This is a genomic window from Pseudomonas fluorescens, assembly GCF_902497785.1.
In the GTDB taxonomy this organism is placed as follows: Bacteria; Pseudomonadota; Gammaproteobacteria; order Pseudomonadales; family Pseudomonadaceae; genus Aquipseudomonas; species Aquipseudomonas fluorescens_BO.
The window spans coordinates 251,497-271,131 of sequence record NZ_CABVHK010000002.1; the positions used below are offsets into that span (position 1 = coordinate 251,497).

General features: G+C 60.0%; 16 protein-coding genes and 1 pseudogene. 9 read left to right on the plus strand and 8 right to left on the minus strand.

Annotation, left to right across the window (positions count from 1 at the left end; genetic code table 11):
• Positions 1–39 precede the first annotated feature (39 nt).
• Both F8N62_RS04050 and F8N62_RS04055 read left to right on the plus strand, forming a co-directional pair.
• On the plus strand, positions 40–2,076 hold the full coding sequence (locus tag F8N62_RS04050; RefSeq protein WP_150709742.1) for a sensor histidine kinase: 2,037 nt from the start codon (positions 40–42) through the stop codon (positions 2,074–2,076).
• Positions 2,077–2,078: 2 nt separating this feature from the next.
• Positions 2,079–2,660 (plus strand): cob(I)yrinic acid a,c-diamide adenosyltransferase, encoded by a 582-nt coding sequence (locus F8N62_RS04055; RefSeq protein ID WP_150709743.1) that lies wholly within the window; start codon positions 2,079–2,081, stop codon positions 2,658–2,660.
• Positions 2,661–2,808: 148 nt separating this feature from the next.
• On the opposite strand, the gene F8N62_RS04060 is transcribed toward F8N62_RS04055, so the two are convergent.
• The 4 genes from F8N62_RS04060 to secA all read right to left on the minus strand — a co-directional run bounded on the left by F8N62_RS04060 (position 2,809) and on the right by secA (position 8,619).
• Complete coding sequence (locus tag F8N62_RS04060; protein WP_150709744.1) at positions 2,809–3,753, minus strand: Nudix family hydrolase; 945 nt, start codon at positions 3,751–3,753, stop codon at positions 2,809–2,811.
• Positions 3,750–4,382 carry a glutathione S-transferase family protein gene (locus F8N62_RS04065; protein WP_150709745.1) on the minus strand — a complete coding sequence of 211 codons (633 nt, stop codon included), beginning with the start codon at positions 4,380–4,382 and terminating at the stop codon, positions 3,750–3,752. The genes F8N62_RS04060 and F8N62_RS04065 overlap by 4 nt, the downstream gene beginning before the upstream one ends.
• Before the next feature lie 161 nt (positions 4,383–4,543).
• On the minus strand, positions 4,544–5,761 hold the full coding sequence (gene argJ, locus F8N62_RS04070) for a bifunctional glutamate N-acetyltransferase/amino-acid acetyltransferase ArgJ (protein WP_150709746.1): 1,218 nt from the start codon (positions 5,759–5,761) through the stop codon (positions 4,544–4,546).
• Positions 5,762–5,883: 122 nt separating this feature from the next.
• A complete protein-coding gene (secA, locus tag F8N62_RS04075; protein WP_150709747.1) occupies positions 5,884–8,619 on the minus strand; it encodes a preprotein translocase subunit SecA in 2,736 nt (911 codons plus the stop codon).
• Positions 8,620–8,926: 307 nt separating this feature from the next.
• Here secA and F8N62_RS04080 point away from each other — a divergent pair, with 307 nt between their 5' ends.
• Positions 8,927–9,382, plus strand: coding sequence for a DUF721 domain-containing protein (locus F8N62_RS04080; protein WP_150709748.1), 456 nt, complete (start codon positions 8,927–8,929; stop codon positions 9,380–9,382).
• An 84-nt stretch (positions 9,383–9,466) separates the two neighbouring features.
• Here F8N62_RS04080 and F8N62_RS04085 read toward each other — a convergent pair whose 3' ends face one another.
• Entirely contained in the window at positions 9,467–10,954 is a 1,488-nt protein-coding gene (locus F8N62_RS04085) for a helicase HerA-like domain-containing protein (protein ID WP_150709749.1), read from the minus strand.
• A 184-nt stretch (positions 10,955–11,138) separates the two neighbouring features.
• Here F8N62_RS04085 and F8N62_RS32270 point away from each other — a divergent pair.
• The 5 genes and pseudogenes from F8N62_RS32270 to F8N62_RS04105 all read left to right on the plus strand — a co-directional run.
• Positions 11,139–12,158 (plus strand): annotated as a pseudogene (locus tag F8N62_RS32270) (cache domain-containing protein); the annotation flags it as partial.
• A 93-nt stretch (positions 12,159–12,251) separates the two neighbouring features.
• Positions 12,252–13,016 carry a methyl-accepting chemotaxis protein gene (locus tag F8N62_RS32275; RefSeq protein WP_412071964.1) on the plus strand — a complete coding sequence of 255 codons (765 nt, stop codon included), beginning with the start codon at positions 12,252–12,254 and terminating at the stop codon, positions 13,014–13,016.
• A gap of 216 nt (positions 13,017–13,232) precedes the next feature.
• Positions 13,233–14,354, plus strand: coding sequence for a glycosyltransferase family 4 protein (locus tag F8N62_RS04095; RefSeq protein WP_150709751.1), 1,122 nt, complete (start codon positions 13,233–13,235; stop codon positions 14,352–14,354).
• On the plus strand, positions 14,347–15,123 hold the full coding sequence (locus tag F8N62_RS04100; protein WP_150709752.1) for a DUF2334 domain-containing protein: 777 nt from the start codon (positions 14,347–14,349) through the stop codon (positions 15,121–15,123). The genes F8N62_RS04095 and F8N62_RS04100 overlap by 8 nt, the downstream gene beginning before the upstream one ends.
• Complete coding sequence (locus tag F8N62_RS04105) at positions 15,120–16,115, plus strand: lysylphosphatidylglycerol synthase transmembrane domain-containing protein (RefSeq protein ID WP_150709753.1); 996 nt, start codon at positions 15,120–15,122, stop codon at positions 16,113–16,115. The genes F8N62_RS04100 and F8N62_RS04105 overlap by 4 nt, the downstream gene beginning before the upstream one ends.
• Before the next feature lie 104 nt (positions 16,116–16,219).
• Here F8N62_RS04105 and F8N62_RS04110 read toward each other — a convergent pair whose 3' ends face one another.
• Both F8N62_RS04110 and purU read right to left on the minus strand, forming a co-directional pair.
• Complete coding sequence (locus F8N62_RS04110) at positions 16,220–16,447, minus strand: hypothetical protein (RefSeq protein WP_150709754.1); 228 nt, start codon at positions 16,445–16,447, stop codon at positions 16,220–16,222.
• A gap of 86 nt (positions 16,448–16,533) precedes the next feature.
• Positions 16,534–17,382 (minus strand): formyltetrahydrofolate deformylase, encoded by an 849-nt coding sequence (purU, locus tag F8N62_RS04115; protein WP_150709755.1) that lies wholly within the window; start codon positions 17,380–17,382, stop codon positions 16,534–16,536.
• A 340-nt stretch (positions 17,383–17,722) separates the two neighbouring features.
• On the opposite strand from purU, the gene mvaT reads away from it, so the two are divergent.
• The gene (gene mvaT / locus F8N62_RS04125) at positions 17,723–18,100 is read left to right on the plus strand and encodes a histone-like nucleoid-structuring protein MvaT (RefSeq protein WP_150709757.1); all 378 of its coding nucleotides are present in this window, start codon (positions 17,723–17,725) and stop codon (positions 18,098–18,100) included.
• A gap of 90 nt (positions 18,101–18,190) precedes the next feature.
• On the opposite strand, the gene sbcB is transcribed toward mvaT, so the two are convergent.
• The gene (sbcB, locus tag F8N62_RS04130; protein WP_150709758.1) at positions 18,191–19,621 is read right to left on the minus strand and encodes an exodeoxyribonuclease I; all 1,431 of its coding nucleotides are present in this window, start codon (positions 19,619–19,621) and stop codon (positions 18,191–18,193) included.
• Positions 19,622–19,635: the final 14 nt, after the last annotated feature.

Consider the following 19,635-nt stretch of genomic DNA (forward strand, 5'->3'; position numbering starts at 1 on the left):
GCTACGCTGGCCACTGGTTCCTTTTCAGCGATAACCCTGATGCCATTGCGTGAACGCCTTGAAAACCTGCCGGTCGGCCAGAAACTGCTGGCCGCCCTGCTGGTGCTGTTGACCACCGTTCTGCTGGTCGCCAACCTGACGTTTATCAGCGCCGCGTATTACATTTCCCAGGAAAGCATGGCCCCCCAGGCCTTGCAGACCATCGGCCGACTGGTGTCCAACCCCAGCCTGGTGGCCGAAGCGCTGCAGTCACCGCAAAGCGCCGAACGCCTGCTCAATGAACTCAACAGTTATTCACCGCTGCGCGCTGCGGCGCTGTATGACGGCAAGGGCGAACGCCTGGCACAGTTGCAACACGGCGATAAACTGTCCCTGCCGGAGCGTTACCGGCACATCGAATCCTGGCAAGCGAGCGAGTTTCGCAGCAATCAACTGATCACCCTGCCCCGCCCCGGCACCGCGCCCGGCCACTTGCTCCTGGTCGCCAGCAGCGAACTGCCGATGGCCTTCTACACCGGGACCCTGACGGCCAGCCTCGGGATTCTGATCTTCAGTGTTCTGTTGTGGCTGGTGATCGCCCGGCAGATCAAACGCCTGATCACCCGGCCGATCCACCAACTGGAAGAATTGTCGCGGCAAGTGACCCGCGAAGAGAACTACGCCCTGCGCGCCTCTCGCGGCAACCATGACGAAATCGGCAGTCTCGCCGAAGCGTTCAACACCATGCTCTCGCGTATCGAAGCGCGGGAGCAGCAACTGAAACGGGCGCGGGACGATTCCCAGGCTGCTTACGATCAGGCCCAGGGCCTGGCCGAGGAAACCCGCCACACCAACCGCAAACTCGAACTCGAAGTTCAGGTGCGCAGCAAGATCGAGAAGAAACTCACCGGGTTCCAGAACTACCTCAACAGCATCATTGACTCCATGCCGTCGGCGCTGATTGCCCTCGACGAGCAACTCTATGTGACGCAATGGAATCAGGAGGCCAGCGCCCTGTCCGGCACGCGCCTGGACGAAGCATTGAACCAGCCGATCTTCCTCGCCTTCGAGCCGCTGAAGCCATTTTTGCCGCAACTCAAGCAAACCGTCGAGCAGCACACCGTCGCGAAAATCGAGCGTGTGACCTGGTTCAAGGACGACGAACCCAAGCATTACGCCCTGACCTTTTACCCGCTGATGGGCGGCGCCGGCCGGGGCGTGGTCATCCGCATCGACGACATTACCCAGCGCCTGTCGCTGGAAGAAATGATGGTGCAGTCGGAAAAAATGCTTTCAGTCGGTGGCCTCGCCGCCGGCATGGCCCACGAGATCAACAACCCGCTGGGCGCAATCCTGCACAACGTGCAAAACATCCGCCGACGACTCTCCCCCGATCTGCCAAAAAACCTCGAACAGGCCGAACAGGTCGGCATTGAGCTGGAAACGGTCAACCAGTACCTGAAAGCACGTGAAGTGCCGCAATTGCTCGACGGTATTCAACAGGCCGGCGCGCGGGCGGCGAAAATCGTCACGCACATGCTCAGCTTCAGCCGCCGCAGCACCCGGCAAATGGCGCCGTGCGACTTGCCGGCCTTGATCGATCAGGCAGTGGAAATCGCCGGCAATGACTTTGATCTGGCGATCGGTTTCGACTTCAAGGGCCAGGCCATTATTCGCCAATTCGATCCCGCGCTCGGCCCGGTGCCCGGCACTGCCAACGAACTCGAGCAAGTGCTGCTCAATTTGCTGAAAAACGCCGCACAAGCTATTCACCAGCGCGAAGACGACCGCGAGCCGGGGCGGATCATCCTGCGCACGAAGCTGAATCCGCCGTGGGCGGAAATCCAGGTCGAGGACAACGGCATCGGCATGAGCGAGAGCGTGCGCAAACGCACGTTCGAGCCGTTCTTTACCACCAAGGAAATTGGTCAGGGCACCGGTCTTGGCCTGTCGGTCTCGTATTTCATCATCACCAACAACCACAAGGGACAGATGGAAGTGCAGTCGACCCTGGGCCAGGGCACGTGCTTCACCTTGCGCCTGCCGTTGGCGAGCACCCCGCTTGTCTCTCAAGAACTCAATCAGCTATCGAGGTAACCATGGGCTTTCGCTTGTCGAAGATTTACACCCGAACCGGCGACACCGGCGAAACCGGCCTGGGTGACGGCCGCCGCGTGCCCAAAGACCATCCGCGGATCGAGGCCATCGGCGAAGTCGATACGCTGAACAGTCAGGTCGGTGTGTTGCTGGCCGGGCTGGAGGCTGAAAGCGCTACGTTTGCAGGGTTGAAAGAAGTGATTGAAGTATTGGCGCCGTGTCAGCATCGACTGTTCGATCTGGGCGGAGAGCTGGCGATGCCTGTGTATCAGGCGCTGAACGCGGCGGAGATCGAGCGCCTGGAAGCGGCGATTGATCGGTGGAATGAAGAGCTGGGCCCCCTGGAAAATTTCATTCTGCCGGGCGGGTCTGCGCTGATTGCCCAGGCCCATGTGTGCCGCAGCCTGGCGCGCAGTGCCGAGCGCCGGTGTCAGCAGTTGAATGCGGTTGAGCCGTTGGCCGGGGTTGGCCTGGCGTACATCAATCGGCTGTCGGATGTGTTGTTTGTGGTGGCGCGGGTGATTGCGAAGCGGCAGGGGATTGCGGAGATTTTGTGGCAGCCGGTGGTGAAGCCTGAGGTTTAGTTGGCGCTTTTAAGAACGCCATCGTCGGAACGCCGCCCGGAGCCGGCTCGCTCCCACAGGTTCAGTAGTGCTCACATTTTTTGTGTACAACCCCGATCACTGTGGGAGCGAGCCTGCTCGCGATGAGGCCAGCAAACTCACCGCAGCATCAAGCCTCAGGCCAGAACGCCCGAATCCCCGCCACACCTTGGGCGCCTGCTGCCCAAGCTTTATCAACCTGTGTCGGCCCAACGCCACCCAGCAAAAACACCGGCTTGCTAAAGCCCTCGATCAACACCGAAGCCTGTTCCCAACCCAACGGTTGAGCCTGCGGATGCGTCAAGGTCGGCTGTACCGGTGACAAGGTCACAAAGTCCACCCCCATCTGCTCCGCCAGCGCCAGTTCTTCGGCGTTGTGGCAGGACGCCGCCAACCAGCGCGACGCGGGCAACGGTCGCCCGGCAGCCGCGTACTTGCGCAACTGCGCCGAGGTGATGTGCCAGCCCGCCGACGGGAAATCGCCGAGCCATTCGAACGGCCCCTTGATCATCAATTGCGCCTTGCCGGCACACAGTCCCGCGGCATCTACCGCCAGATCGCGGTACTTCGGATCGTAGCCATTAGGCGCCCGCAGCTGAATCAGCTTGATCCCGCCCGCGATCGCTTTCTGAATCCCGCGCAGCAGGGCCGGGGTTTCCAGATCTTCGGGGGTAATCAGGTACTGCGCCGGCAAGCGCGCCGCCGCGACAATCGGCTGGTTGGCCGCCGGAAACTCATAATTCAACAGGTCACGCGGCGCCACCCACTCCAACGGCTGCCCTTCGGCACCGTGGGGTTCGCCGGTAAACTGCGAGACCTCCCAGACATCCAGCAACACTTGCTTGTCCGGGTAGTCATGGCGAACCTTGATCAGCGGCCGGGCCGCGTTGACCACAATCCCCAACTCTTCATGAAGCTCGCGGGCCAGCGCAGTCTCGACGGATTCGTCAGCCTCGACCTTGCCACCCGGAAACTCCCACAGACCGCCCTGATGCTGAGTGTCGGCACGGCGGGCGATCAGAATCTTGCCGCTGCTATCGCGGATGACGGCGGCGGCTACGTGTACTCGCTTCACTGCCCGACCTCCTCCAGACCTGCTTTCTGCCACGCCTTGAAGGCAGGCCATTGGTAGATCGTTTCAACATAGGCTTCGGCTGCCGCCGGCAATTTCACCTGGTAGGTGCGCAAACGCACGGCAATCGGCGCGAAGAACGCATCGGCCAGGGTCGCTCGGCCAAACAGGTACGGGCCGGTTTCAGTCGAAGCGGCGCGACACTCGGCCCACAACGCCAGCATGCGCTCGATGTCTGCCTGGACGTCCGCCGGGACCGGCGACAACGGTGCGTCGCGGCTCAGGTCGAACGGCATGTTGCCGCGCATGGCGAAGAATCCGGCGTGCATCTGCGCGCACGCCGAACGCGCCTGGGCGCGCGCGGCAACGTCTTCGGGCCAGAGACCGGCTTCGGGGAATTGCTCGGCCAGGTACTCGGCAATCGCCAGGGAATCGGCGATGGTGCCGTGTTCGGTTTTCAGCAGCGGAACTTTGGCGGTCGGCGAATGCTTGAGCAGCTGTTCGCGGGTGTCGGGCTGGTTGAGTTTGATCAATTCTTCGGTGTAAGAAGCGCCAGCCAGCTCGAGGGCCAATGCGCCGCGCAGGGACCAGGAGGAATACAGTTTGTCGCCGATGATCAGGTGAAGGCTCATGTTCGGGACCTTTGATTAGGGGGACAGGCCAGAAGCTTTGGTGTCTGGTCGGCCGTCATCGCGGGCAAGCCCGCTCCCACAGAATTTGTGTCGGCCATCAATTGTATGGCTGACTCGGTCACTGTGGGAGCGGGCTTGCCCGCGATGGGGTCAACACGGTCTTACGTACGGTACTCGGCGTTGATCTTGACGTATTCGTGGGACAGGTCGGTGGTCCAGATGGTTTCGCTGCAATCGCCGCGACCCAGTTCGATGCGAATGGTGATTTCTTCCTGCTGCATCACCGCTGCGCCCTGCGCTTCGGTGTAAGTCGAAGCGCGAGCGCCACGGCTGGCGATGCACACGTCGCCGAGGAACACGTCGATCTTGCTCACGTCCAGGTTCGGCACGCCGGCACGGCCGACAGCGGCGAGGATACGGCCCCAGTTCGGGTCGGACGCGAACAGCGCGGTTTTGATCAGCGGCGAGTGCGCCACGGTGTAACCGACGTCCAGGCATTCCTGGTGATTGCCGCCGCCATTGACTTCAACCGTCACGAACTTGGTCGCGCCTTCGCCATCGCGAACGATCGCCTGGGCGACGTCCATGCACACCTCGAACACCGCCTGCTTGAGCTTGGCGAACAATTCACCGGTGGCGGTGGTGATTTCCGGCAGTGCCGCCTGACCGGTAGCAATCAGCATGCAGCAGTCGTTGGTCGAGGTGTCGCCGTCGATGGTGATGCGGTTGAACGACTTGTTGGCGCCGTCCAGCATCAGGTTTTGCAACACCTCGCGGGAGACTTTGGCGTCGGTGGCGATGTAGCCGAGCATCGTCGCCATGTTCGGGCGAATCATGCCCGCGCCTTTGCTGATGCCGGTGACGGTGATGGTCACGCCGTCATGCTGGAACTGGCGGCTGGCACCTTTTGGCAGGGTGTCGGTGGTCATGATGCCGGTGGCGGCGGCTTCCCAATTGTTCACCGACAGATCGTCGAGCGCCGCTTGCAACGCGCCTTCGATCTTCTCGACCGGCAATGGCTCGCCGATCACACCGGTGGAGTACGGCAGCACCAGGCTGGCATCGACGCCGGTCAGTTCAGCCAGTTTCGCGCACGTGCGCTCGGCAGCGGCCAGGCCTGGCTCGCCAGTGCCGGCGTTGGCGTTGCCGGTATTGGTCAGCAGGTAACGTACCGGCCCTTGTACACGTTGCTTGGCGAGGATCACCGGAGCGGCGCAAAAAGCGTTCAGGGTGAACACGCCGGCCACGGTCGAACCTTCGGCGCAGCGCATGACCACGACATCCTTGCGCCCCGGGCGCTTGATGCCCGCCGAGGCGATACCGAGTTCAAAACCGGCAACCGGGTGCAACGTTGGCAAAGGACCAAGACCAACAGCCATGAATGCGCTCCTCAATAAATGATGTCTGCACCGCTTTCAGGAACAACGGTGGTGTAAATGGCAAAACGCCGCGACGGCTGATGCCGGTCGCGGCGCGGGTATTTCAGCGTATGAAACGGGGTTTACTGGATCTGCCCGTGGCAATGCTTGAATTTCTTGCCCGAACCGCAGTAGCACAATTCGTTACGGCCCAGCTTCTGTTCGTTGCGCACCGGCGCGGTGGCGAGGGCTACATCAACCTCTTCACCGAGCAACTCCGGTTGCTCAAGACCCGGCGCTTCGTCGTGCTGGAACTGCATGCGCGCCGCCAGTGCCTCGGCTTCCTGACGCAGGCGCTGCTCTTCTTCGATCGGGTCTTCGCGACGAACCTGAACGTGGGACAACACACGGATCGAATCGCGTTTGATCGAATCCAGCAGCTCGGAGAACAGCGCGAACGACTCGCGCTTGTACTCTTGCTTCGGGTTCTTCTGGGCATAGCCACGCAAGTGGATGCCGTGACGCAGGTGATCCATGGTCGACAGGTGATCTTTCCACAGGTCGTCCAGCACACGCAGAACGATTTGCTTCTCGAAGGAGCGCAGCGCTTCGGCGCCCGCCTGATCTTCTTTCTCGTTGTACGCGGCAATCAGTTCCTGCATCAGTTTCTCGCGCAGGGTTTCTTCATACAGATGATCGTCTTCGTCGAGCCACTGCTGGATCGGCAATGCCACACCGAAGTCGCTCTGCAACGTCGCTTCCAGGCCGGCCACGTCCCACTGCTCCGGCAGCGATTGCGGTGGAATGTGCGCACTGATGGTGGCGTTGAGCACGTCCTGACGGAAGTCGGCGATGGTTTCACCGATGTTGTCGGCGGCCAGCAACGTGTTACGCATGTGATAGATCACTTTACGCTGTTCGTTGTTGACGTCGTCGAACTCGAGCAGTTGCTTGCGGATGTCGAAGTTGCGGCCTTCAACCTTGCGCTGAGCCTTCTCGATCGCGTTGGTCACCATGCGGTGCTCGATCGCTTCGCCGGACTGCATGCCCAGCGCTTTCATGAAGTTCTTCACCCGGTCAGAGGCGAAAATGCGCATCAGGCTGTCTTCCAGCGACAGGTAGAAACGGCTGGAACCGGCGTCACCCTGACGGCCGGCACGACCACGCAACTGGTTATCGATACGGCGCGATTCGTGACGCTCGGACGCGATCACCTGCAAGCCGCCCGACTCCAGCACTTGCTGGTGGCGTTTTTGCCAGTCGGCCTTGATCTGGGCGATCTGTTCCGGCGTTGGATCCTCCAGCGACGCGACTTCCACTTCCCAGTTGCCGCCCAACAGAATGTCGGTACCACGACCGGCCATGTTGGTGGCGATGGTGAGTGCGCCCGGACGACCGGCCTGGGCAATGATCTCGGCTTCTTTCTCGTGGAACTTGGCGTTCAGAACCTTGTGTTCGATGCCCTCTTTCACCAGCAGCGCCGACATGTGCTCGGACGTTTCGATGGTGGCAGTACCCACCAGCACCGGACGGCCCTGGGTCATGCATTCCTTGATGTCGGTGATGATCGCCGCGTACTTCTCTTCGGCGGTCAGGAACACCAGGTCGTTGTAGTCTTTACGCGCCAGCGGCTTGTTCGGTGGAATCACCATGACCTGCAGGCCGTAGATCTGGTGGAACTCGAACGCTTCGGTGTCTGCGGTACCGGTCATGCCGGACAGCTTGTTGTACAGACGGAAGTAGTTCTGGAACGTGGTCGACGCCAGCGTCTGGCTCTCGGCCTGGATGTTGAGGTTTTCCTTGGCTTCGATGGCCTGGTGCAGGCCTTCGGACAGACGTCGACCCGGCATGGTACGACCGGTGTGTTCGTCGACCAGGACAACCTGACCGTCCTGCACGATGTATTCAACGTTGCGGTTGAACAGCTTGTGCGCGCGCAGGCCGGCATAAACGTGGGTCAGCAGGCCGAGGTTGTGCGCCGAGTACAGGCTCTCGCCTTCAGCCAGCAGGCCGACGCGGGTGAGCATTTCTTCGATGAACTGGTGACCGGCTTCGTTGAGCTCGACCTGGCGGGTCTTCTCGTCAACGGTGTAATGGCCGGCCTTGGTGACTTCGCCTTCCACTTCTTCGACGTGCAACTCCAGCTGCGGGATCAGCTTGTTGATCTCGATGTACAGCTTGGAACTGTCCTCGGCCTGACCGGAAATGATCAGCGGGGTACGGGCTTCGTCGATGAGGATCGAGTCGACTTCGTCGATCACGGCAAAATTGAGTTCGCGCTGGAATTTTTCTTCCATGCTGAACGCCATGTTGTCGCGCAGGTAGTCGAAACCGAATTCGTTGTTGGTGCCGTAGGTAATGTCGGCGGCGTAGGCCAGGCGTTTCTCTTCCGGCGGCTGGAAAGGCGTCACTACGCCGACCGTCATGCCGAGGAATTCGTAGAGCGGACGCATCCAGTTGGCGTCACGGCGGGCCAGGTAGTCGTTCACCGTTACAACGTGCACGCCCTTGCCGGATAGCGCGTTGAGGTAAACGCCCAGTGTGGCCACCAGGGTCTTGCCTTCACCGGTACGCATTTCCGCGATCATGCCTTCATGCAAGGTCATGCCGCCGATCAGCTGGACGTCGAAGTGGCGCATACCCATGACGCGCTTGCCGGCTTCGCGGGCAACCGCAAAGGCTTCTGGCAGCAGCTTGTCAAGGGTTTCCCCTTTGGCGATGCGGGCCTTGAACTCATCCGTCTTGGCACGCAATTGATCGTCCGAAAGGGCCACCATTTGCTCTTCGAAGGCATTGACGAATTGCACCGTCTTGAGCATGCGTTTGACTTCACGCTCGTTCTTGCTTCCAAAAAGTTTCTTTAACAAAGGCGCAAACATATCGGCAGGATCTTCCACACTAAAGGGATGGAGGGCGGCCCCGTGAGTCGCCCGTGCAGCCCTCATGGCCGCATGCGAACGAGCATTCTACCCGGAAACGGTGGTGAGGAAAGTGGCGTTATTCCACGATGCTGGCACAGCGCTGTGACGGGGCTCACTTAAAATAAGGGCTTTTTACTGAACTTCAAGCCATCCACGGCAGAAGTTACTTATTGATTTAATGGGTAAAGCGCTCGCAAAGCAATGGGTCGGGCGCATCCGGCGCTTTCTGCTACCATGGCGCCTCTGTTACTTCAGGTGTCTGATCATGGCATTTCGCCCTCTTACGGCCAGAGCACCCGCCGTTCTGCTTCGCGAAGCCAAACCGCTGAAAGCCATTTTTGGCCACGCTCAACGCCTGGGTCATTTACAACGTCTGGTGGAAAGCCAATTGCAGCCCGCCGCGCGCGAACATTGCCATGTGGCGTCGTGGCGCGAAGGCAGTTTGTTGCTGATTGTCACCGACGGTCATTGGGCGACTCGCCTGCGCTATCAACAGAAACGCCTGCAACGGCAGTTACAGATGTTTGACGAATTCGCCAGCCTGACGCGGATTCTGTTCAAGGTGCAGCCGCCGACCGTCCAGCAAGGGGCGGTCGGACATACCATCAGTTTGTCGACGGATGCCGGCGCGACGATTCAGGCGACGGCGGACGGGATCAGTGATCCCAACCTTCGGGCAGCGCTGGAACGATTGGCGGCGCACGCCAAGCCCAAGGACTAGGCAAGTTCAAAAGATCGCAGCCTTCGGCAGCTCCTACAGGGTTCACTCAATGTAGGAGCTGCCGCAGGCTGCGATCTTTTGCATTTATCGGCGTTTGCTGCCGCCGAGCAGCGAGCCCATCAACCCGCGCACCAACTGGCGGCCCAGATTATTCGCCGCCTGTCGCATGGCCGATTTCAGCGCCTGCCCCGCCGCCGTGCCGAGAAATTCCCCGGCCTTGTCGGTGAAGCTCGGTTCCTCAGGTGCAGCTTTGCCCGGCACGGCTTCTGCTTCCGGTGCCAGCCCCTTGCGCCCCATTAACACTTCATAGGCCGACTCACGATCAACCGGTTTGTCATACCGCCCCTTGAACGGCGAACCGGCAATCAGCAGGGTGCGTTCGGTGTCGGTCAATGGCCCGATCCGCGATTGCGGCGGCGCCACCAGCACGCGCTGGACCATCGCCGGCGTGCCCTTGTCCTGTAACGTGCCGACCAGCGCCTCGCCGATCCCCAGCTCAGTCAACACCGACAAGGCATCGAACGCCGGGTTCGGCCGAAAACCCTCGGCGACGGCCCGCAGGGATTTCTGTTCCTTGGCGGTGAATGCCCGCAAGCCATGCTGAATGCGCAGACCGAGCTGAGCCAAAACGTCGTCCGGCAAGTCGCCCGGCGATTGGGTGACGAAATACACGCCCACGCCTTTCGAGCGAATCAACCTCACCACTTGCTCCAGTCGCTCCTGCAATGCCTTGGGCGTATCGGCAAACAACAAATGGGCTTCATCGAAAAACAGCGCCAGCAATGGCTTGTCGGCATCGCCGCGCTCCGGCAGTTGCTCGAACAATTCGGCGAGCAACCACAACAGGAATGTCGCATAGACCTTCGGCGCTTCGTGCACCAGTCGACTGGCATCGAGCAAGTGAATGCGCCCGCGACCGTCGGCGGTCGGCTGCAGAATGTCTTCGAGTTGCAGCGCCGGCTCGCCAAACAGCGCTTCGGCGCCTTGCTGTTCCAGGGTCGCCAATCGGCGCAACAGGGCCTGACTGGAACCGGTGGTCATCAGCGCGGCGTCGTCACCGAGCAATTCGGGATGGTCACGCAGGTGATTGAGCAGCGCCTTCAGGTCTTTCAAATCGAGTAGCAACAACCCTTCGCGATCCGCCACCTTGAACGCGGCATACAGCGCTGATTGCTGACTGTCGGTCAGTTCCAGCAGCGCGCCGATCAGCAACGGGCCCATTTCACTCAATGTCGTGCGCAAAGGATGACCGGACTGGCCGTGAATGTCCCACAGGGTGACCGGATACGCCTGGGGCGTGTGATTCAGCCAAGGCATGCCGGCGATCCGCTCGGCGATCTTGCCTTGAGGGTTGCCGGCAGCGCCGAGGCCGCACAGGTCGCCTTTGATATCCGCCGCAAACACGGCCACCCCGGCGTCGCTGAACGCTTCGGCCAACCGTTGCAACGTCACGGTTTTGCCGGTGCCCGTGGCCCCCGCGACCAGACCGTGACGGTTAGCCAGGCGCATGGCCTGAGCAACAGGCTGCCCTGGGAGGTCGGCACCGATAACGAGTTGCGATGAATCGTGCATTTTGCCACCTATGGTTAAACTTTGATCGATTACGGCCGATATCGAGGACTGACTGCGTTGATAATCCGCTAGGGCGAGGACGGAATTATCAGCTTGATCTCAACCTTGCCCGTGGTGCATGCCTGTATAAAAGCACGCCGTGGGCATCCGAACCTTATCGGAAACCCAAGCCATGAATAAAAATATGCGCTTTAGCCATAAAATCCTGCTTGCCGCCGCCCTCATCGTCACCCTCGCCTTCGCCGCCTTCACGTTGTACAACGACTATAAGCAACGTCATGCGATCCGCAATGACCTGGACAACTATCTGCAAGAAATGGGCAGAGTGACCGCCAACAATATCCAGACCTGGCTGAACGGTCGCAGCCTGCTGATCGAAAACCTCGCACAAAACATCGCGCTGAACGCCGACACCGGCAACATCACCCTGCTGCTCGAACAGAAGGCGCTGGCCGCGGCCTTCGTGGCCATGTTCCTGGGCAGCAGCGATGGCACCTTTATCATCCGCCCCGACAGCAAGATGCCCGCGGGCTTCGATCCTCGCGTCCGGGATTGGTACAAGAGCGCCCAAAGCACCAGCGGCTCGGTACTGACCGAACCCTACATTGATGTGGCCACCGGCAAACTGGTGGTTTCCATCGTCCAGAGTGTGTTCATGGACGGTCAAAACATCGGCGCAGTCGGCGGTGATCTGAGCCTGCAAATGATCACCGACACCCTGAACGCGCTGGACTTCGACGGCATGGGTCATGCCTTTCTGGTCAGCGCCGACGGCAAAATCCTGGTGCACCCGGACCAAAAGCTGGCGATGAAATCACTGGCCGAGGCCTACCCGAAAGACACGCCGCGCATCAGCAGCGACTTCAGCGAAATCGAAGTCGATGGCCAAACCCGCATCGTCACCTTCACGCCCATCAAGGGGCTGTCTTCGGTCAACTGGTACATCGGTCTGTCGGTGGATAAAGGCAAAGCCTTCTCGATGCTCAGCGAATTCCGCACCTCGGCGGTCGTTGCAACCGTCATCGCGGTTGCGATCATCCTCGCCCTGCTCGGCCTGTTGATCCGCCTCCTGATCCAGCCGCTGCACGTCATGACCCGCGCCATGGTCGATATCGCCGACGGTGAGGGCGACCTGACCAAACGCCTGACCATTGAGAACCAAGACGAATTCGGCGCGCTGGGGACGGCGTTCAACCGGTTCGTGGAGCGCATCCACGGTTCGATCCGGGAAGTGTCCTCGGCCACCGGCCAGGTCAACGAAGTGGCCCTGCGGGTAGTTGCCGCTTCCAACTCGTCGATGTTCAACTCCGACCAGCAAGCCTCGCGCACCAGCAGCGTGGCCGCCGCGATCAATCAACTCGGCGCCGCCGCCCAGGAAATCGCCCGCAACGCCGCGCAAGCGTCGAGTCAGGCCAGCGATGCCCGCAGCCTCGCCGAAGACGGCCAGCAAGTAGTGGATCGCAGCATCGGTGCGATGAACCAATTGTCGAGCATGCTCAGCGCGTCGAGCAGCCATATTGAATCGCTGAACAGCAAAACCGTGAACATCGGGCAGATACTCGAGGTGATCACCAGCATCTCCCAGCAAACCAACCTGCTGGCGCTCAACGCCGCCATCGAGGCCGCGCGGGCGGGTGAGGCCGGGCGTGGTTTTGCCGTAGTCGCCGATGAGGTGCGCAACCTGGCGCACCGCACGCAGGAATCGGCGCAGCAGGTGCAAACCATGATTGAAGAGCTGCAAATCGGCGCCCGCGAATCCGTCAGCGCCATGAGCGACAGCCAGCGTCACAGTCGCGACAGCGTCGACATCGCCAACCTGGCGGGCGAGCGCCTTGACAGCGTGACCCGGCGCATCGGCGAAATTGACGGGATGAATCAGTCGGTGGCGACGGCGACCGAGGAGCAGACGGCGGTGGTCGAGTCGATCAATGTCGACATTACCGAGATCAATACCCTGAATCAGGAAGGCGTGGAAAACCTGCAATCGACGTTGCGCGCGTGTTCGGACCTGGAGCAGCAGGCGGCGCGATTGAAGCAATTGGTGGGTAGTTTCAGGATTTAAATCGCTCTTGCGGGCCCCTTCGCGGGCAAGCCCGCTCCCACAGGGATCTTCTGTGAACACAAATCATGTGTACGACTGAGATCCTTGTGGGAGCGGGCTTGCCCGCGAAGGGGCCCGCCCGACCACCACACAACGCACTAGCACACCACAACCAAACCCCAACCGAACATCTATCCTTCATAAAGGTCAACCAAAGGAGCCTAACGGTCCGGAGGGATGTTCATCGTGCATATCGCTGACATAACCATGTTCTACGCCCCTGCCAGCGGTGGCGTGCGCACTTATCTGGATGCAAAACACCGTCGCCTGGGCATCAAGCCAGGCATTCGCCACAGTCTGTTGATTCCTGGCTCGCACCTGAGTGAACGGGATGGCATTTACACGGTTCCGGCCCCGGCCCTGCCCTTCGGCAAGGGCTATCGTTTCCCTCTCCGTCTCGCGCCCTGGCGAAATGTCCTGCACGATTTACAGCCCGATCTGATCGAAGTCGGCGACCCTTACCTCACCGCCTGGGCCGCCCTCGATGCCCGGCGCCAGCTCGATGTCCCGGTGATCGGGTTTTATCATTCGGATTTGCCGCTGCTGGTCAGCAATCGCATGGGCAATTGGGTGACCACCAACGTCGAAGCCTATGTCAGCAAACTCTACGGCAACTTCGACCGGGTGCTGGCGCCGAGCCGGATCATGGCCGACAAGCTGATGAGCCTGGGCGTCAAGAATGTGTTCGTACAGCCACTGGGCGTCGATCTGCACACCTTCCATCCCGATGCGCGGGACCCGCACCTGCGGGCGCAATTGGGCCTCGATGAAAACACCCACCTGCTGATTTTCGCTGGACGCGGCTCCAAGGAAAAAAACCTGCCGGTGCTGCTCGCCTGCATGAAACGTCTGGGTCGCGGCTATCACTTGCTGCTGGTGGGTTCGTCCATGCCGAGCGTGGTGCCGGACAATGTCACCGTGATCAACGAGTTCTGCCCGGCGGCGCAAGTGGCACGACTGATGGCCAGCGCCGATGCGCTGCTGCATGCCGGCGATCAGGAAACCTTCGGCCTGGTGATCCTCGAAGCGATGGCCTGCGGTATTCCGGTGGTGGCCGTGGCGGCCGGGGCCTTTCAGGAAATCGTCACCGAGCCCTGCGGCCTGCTGTGTGCGCCGAACGATTCGAAAGCAATGGCCAACGCGGTTCGGGAGCTGTTCGCTACGGGCAGCGTCGTTGCGGGCCAACAGGCGCGTCGTCATGTCGAACGGCATTATTCCTGGGACACGGTAGTCAATAGCCTGCTCGGCCACTATCACGCCGTCCTCGGCAGCCACTGGCCACTGATTGCCAATGGTTGAATCCATGAGCGCGCCCAGCCTTTTACTCGTCCTTCACGACGTCGCGCCGCACACCTGGGCCGATTATCAACCCTTTGTCGAAGCCGTCGACGCCTTGGGTGACGTGCCGATGACCTGGCTGGTGGTGCCGGATTTTCACCGGCAAAACGATCTGGAGGCGCACCCCGGATTTCGACGCCTGCTCACCGGCCGGGTCGCCCGGGGTGACGAACTGGCGTTGCACGGCTACTTTCATTGCGATGAAAGCCCGCCACCCCACACGCCACGAGACTGGTTCATGCGCCGCATCTACACCCACGAAGGCGAATTTTACAGCCTGTCCCAAGCAGCGGCCCTCGCTCGCCTGCGCGCCGGCATCGAAGTCTTCCACCGTTACCATTGGCCGCTGGAGGGGTTTGTCGCCCCGGCCTGGTTGATGAGCGAAGGGACGCGCCAGGCGCTGCGCCAGTTGCCCCTGAGCTACACCAGTGATTCGCAGCACCTGTATCGTCTGCCTGATTTCACTCCGATTGAAGCGCCGGGGCTGGTCTGGAGTGCACGCAGTGCCTGGCGTCGCGGCGTGTCGAAACTGCTCAGCGATCAACGCGAACAACGCTGGCGTCGGGCACCGGTGATTCGTCTGGGCTTGCACCCGGTAGACATGCGTCACGGCTTTTCGCGCAATTATTGGCTGCAAACTCTCAAACGCTTGCTGGACGAGGGCCGTGTGCCCCTGACGAAGGCGCGCTGGCTGGCGCTGCAAAACGACCGTGTCGGTCGCGCCGCATGAGCCGCGGGATCCTGCTGTTGGTCGCACTGCTCGCGGCGGTGCTGATTCCGTTGTTGCTCGGCGGTAACCAGACGTGGTCGCGGCTGCAAAGCTTTCCTGTGAGCTGGCTGATGATCATGTTCGGCATGATCCTGCTGTGCTGGGTGGTGAACACGATGCGCTTGCGCCTGTTGCTGGGCGATCAGTGCGATAAGGTCAGCCCGGTCAGAAGCCTTGGCGTGGTAATGGCCGCCGAGTTCGCCTACTGCGCCACGCCCGGTGGCAGCGGCGGACCGCTGACGATCATGGCGCTGCTCGCACGTAACGGCGTGCGGCCGGCGCGGGGCAGCGCGGTGTTTGCCATGGATCAACTGAGCGACCTGCTGTTCTTTCTCTGCGCGCTCAGCGGGATTTTGATTTATGCACTGTTCCAGCACCTCAGTGAACGCATGGAATGGTTGCTGATTGTCAGCGCCATTTCGATGTTTGGCGGGTTACTCAGTTGTGTAGTGGTCGCGAGATATCACCGACTGCTGATTCGGCTGAGCGGGCGCCTGCTGGCTCGCCTGAACGTCAAAAGCACGACGCGTCTGCGTTGGGCGCGAAAACTCCTGCACTTTCTGGCGGCGTTCACTGACACGCTGAAGTTACCCTTTCAGACATTGATCAAAGTGTTTGCGCTGACCTGTGTGCATTGGCTGCTGCGGTATAGCGTGCTGTACCTGGCCTTGCTTGGGCTCGGTGCCGATTTGCAATGGGCCTGGAGTTTTTTGATTCAGATGCTCTCGTTGAGTGCGGGGCAGTTCAGTTTGTTGCCGGGAGGAGCCGGTGCGGCAGAGCTGACGTCGGCAGCGCTGCTGACGCCCATGGTGGGGAAATCCACGGCGGCGGCGGCGATTCTGATTTGGCGGGCGGTGACTTATTACTTTTATCTGGTGGTCGGAGGGCCAGTGTTTTTGTTGATGCTGGGGCGACCGCTATTGAAGAAGTTGATGCGGGTCAGGCGGGCGTAGATTGTGTGCCTATCCATTGCTGGGTGATGGCGGCCATGGGTATGTCCAACAACATTCCCCTGTGGGAGCGAGCCTGCTCGCGAAGAAGGAGTGTCAGTCGCCATCTAGGTTGGCTGACTCACCGCCTTCGCGAGCAGGCTCGCTCCCACAGGATCAGCATCAGCATCAGCATCAGCATCAGCATCCGGATTCAACTCTTCCCACAACTGCGCCGCCCCCGGAAACTCGGTGCCATCCTCAGGCCCCATGTCATCCGGGTCATAACGGCTCAAACAGCCCTCCCCCAACGTCGCAGGTGCCTTGGAAGTCGCTTTGTCGAGTGGATCACCCATGCTCATATCCTCAGTGCAAAAACGGCGAAGGGCCTGTAGCGATTGAACGCCCAGGCCCTTCGAATTTCAACCGCGATGTTTGACTGTCAGAACACAACAGTCTTGTTGCCGTGCACCAACACCCGGTCTTCGAGGTGATAACGCAAACCACGGGCCAGCACCATTTTCTCGACGTCACGGCCGAAACGCACCATGTCCTCAATGCTGTCACTGTGGCTGACACGCACTACGTCTTGCTCGATGATCGGGCCAGCATCCAGTTCTTCAGTCACGTAGTGACAGGTCGCGCCGATCAACTTCACCCCACGCATGGACGCCTGGTGATACGGCTTGGCGCCGACGAACGAAGGCAGGAAACTGTGGTGAATGTTGATCACCTTGTGCGCGTATTCGCTGCACAACGCGGGCGGCAGGATTTGCATGTAACGGGCAAGTACCACCACTTCGGCATCGTGCTGTTTGACCAGGCGCGAGACTTCGGCGAACGCCGGCTCTTTATCCTGTGGATTGACCGGCACGTGGTAGTAAGGAATACCGTGCCACTCGACCATGCTGCGCAAATCATCATGGTTGGAAATCACGCAGGAGATCTCGCAATCCAGTTCATCGCTGTGCCAGCGGTGCAGCAGGTCGGCCAGGCAATGGGACTCGCGGCTGGCCATCAGCACCACGCGCTTTTTCTGCGCGGTGTCGGTGATGCGCCAGTTCATCGAGAACTCTTCGGCAATCGGCGCGAACGCATCGCGGAAGGCCTCGATACCGAAGGGCAGCGAGTCGGCACGAATTTCGTGACGCATGAAGAACCAGCCACTGAGATTGTCCGAGTGGTGGCTCGCTTCAGTGATCCAGCCGTTATGTGACGCCAGAAAGTTACTGACTTTAGCAACGATACCGACGCGGTCCGGGCAAGCAATCACCAGCCGAAAAGTGCGCATGGGGGGGGAACTCCAGAACTTCGCAAAGGCCGCCATTCTAGCGATAACGCGGAAAAACTGCAGTATAGATCACACCGTGGGCGACCCGAGAGTAGTCGGCTCATGCGTTGAACGCTGCCGTTTACCCGTGCCCGGCGATCTTGTCGGCACTCAACAAGCACTTAATTGTGAATATCTGTGATACCTGCGTCACACTCTCTAACTGCACATCCAGTTCACAGCCTGTTCATCGCAACTAAATTAAGTAAAACCCCGGTTAAATGTTTACTTGATGAAACACCCTGACTATTATTGGCGCACTGTACCCTGCCATCCAGCGTCCTGACATAAGGTAGTCTCCATGTCCCTGATCAACGAATACCGTGCCACCGAAGAAGCTATCAAAGAGCTGCAAGCCCGTTTGAAGAACCTGTCTGAAGACGACAAACTGCAAACCGAGCTGGAATTCGAAGGCAAACTGCGCACCCTGATGGGCGAATACTCCAAGTCGCTGCGTGACATCATCGCGCTGCTGGACCCAGAATCCAAAACCAAAGCACCACGCGCCGGCGCAGTTAAAACTACTGGCACCAAGCGTGCTCGCAAAGTTAAACAATACAAAAACCCGCACAACGGCGAAGTCATCGAAACCAAAGGTGGCAACCACAAGACTCTGAAAGAGTGGAAAGCCAAGTGGGGCGGTGACGTGGTTGAAGGCTGGGCTACCCTGCTGGGCTAAGCCGCACCGCGATCACCCGCTACAAAAAACAACGCCAGCAATCGCTGGCGTTTTTTTATGCCCGGTATTTAGCGCCGGGCATCTTCATTTTTAAAGATCCAAACGTTTGCGCAATGCCTGGACATAATCGCTCCATTCATTGAGCACATTTTTCTGGAACGGCGTCGCCGTCATATTCAATTGGGCCGTGGCCTCTACGAAAGTTTCAAGCGTATTGGGCGCGCCCCACTCGGGGTCTGACAAACGTTGCTGACAGAATATTCGCCAGCGCTCTTGCTCTTCGAAATTCAACGTATCGGGAAAGTTACGTGCTCGATATCGAAACAATAATTCGGGCAGACGTTCATCACCGAACGGCCATTGTTCCTGAGCTAATTGTGAAGGGTCAGACGTTCTGACTTGCTCGCAAAGACGCCGATCCCGATCGCTAATAAAACCATCGTATAACTGTTGCTCCGGGTCCTGGCTCTGGGTGAAATCTTCGCGGGCATAAACGGCCTGAACTTTATCCCGCCAAACTTGCTGTGCGTCACTTAGCCGCAGCGCGCGTTCCTGATACAGCGCCATATCCAGTCCAAGGCGTTGCTGATCATCAGGGCGAAGGACCGATAACGGTGCCACCACCGGGCATTTATTGATGTGGATAAGTTTGAGCGGCACCGGCAACTCGCCTTCGGCCAGATCGTCGCGACGGGTATACAAGCGCTGGCGCAAGGTCTCGGCATCCAGATCGAGCAAGCCCTGAGGGTCCAGATGCAAGTCGCAGACAATCAGCGCGTTCTTGTTGCGCGGGTGCCAGGCCAGCGGCAGCACGACCCCGACGTAGCTGCGCGACGCCGAAAAACGCCCGGAGATATGCACCATCGGTTGCAACAAGCGAATCTGGTCCATGACCTTTTGTTTGCCGCGCAGCTGAAACAGCCAGTCATATAGCTTCGGCTGTTTTTCCCGGATCAGCCGGGCCAGCGCGATGGTCGCGCGAACGTCAGACAGCGCTTCGTGAGCATTGCCGTGATCAATGCCATTGGCCGCCGTCAGGCGCTCGAGTTTGAGCGTGACCCGGCCCTCTTCATCCTCGGGCCAGACGATGCCTTCGGGCCGCAACGCGTACGCCGTACGCACCACATCGATCAGGTCCCAGCGGCTGTTACCGCCCTGCCACTCGCGGGCGTAAGGGTCGAAGAAGTTTCGGTACAGGCTGTAACGCGTCATCTCGTCGTCGAAACGCAACGTGTTGTAACCCGCGCCACAGGTGCCCGGCGCCGCGAGCTGGGCATGCACCCGGGTCATGAAATCCGCTTCGCTCAACCCGTGTTCGGTCAGTTGGCCCGGTGTTATTCCGGTGATCGCGCAAGCCGCCGGATGCGGCAGGATGTCTTCGCTGGGCTGGCAATACAGATTGACCGGCTCGTCGATGACATTGAGGTCGAAGTCAGTGCGCAGCCCCGCGACTTGCAGTGGACGGTCGCAGCGCGGGTTGATGCCGGTGGTTTCATAGTCGTACCAGAAGATCGAGGTCACGGGCTATTCCTGTA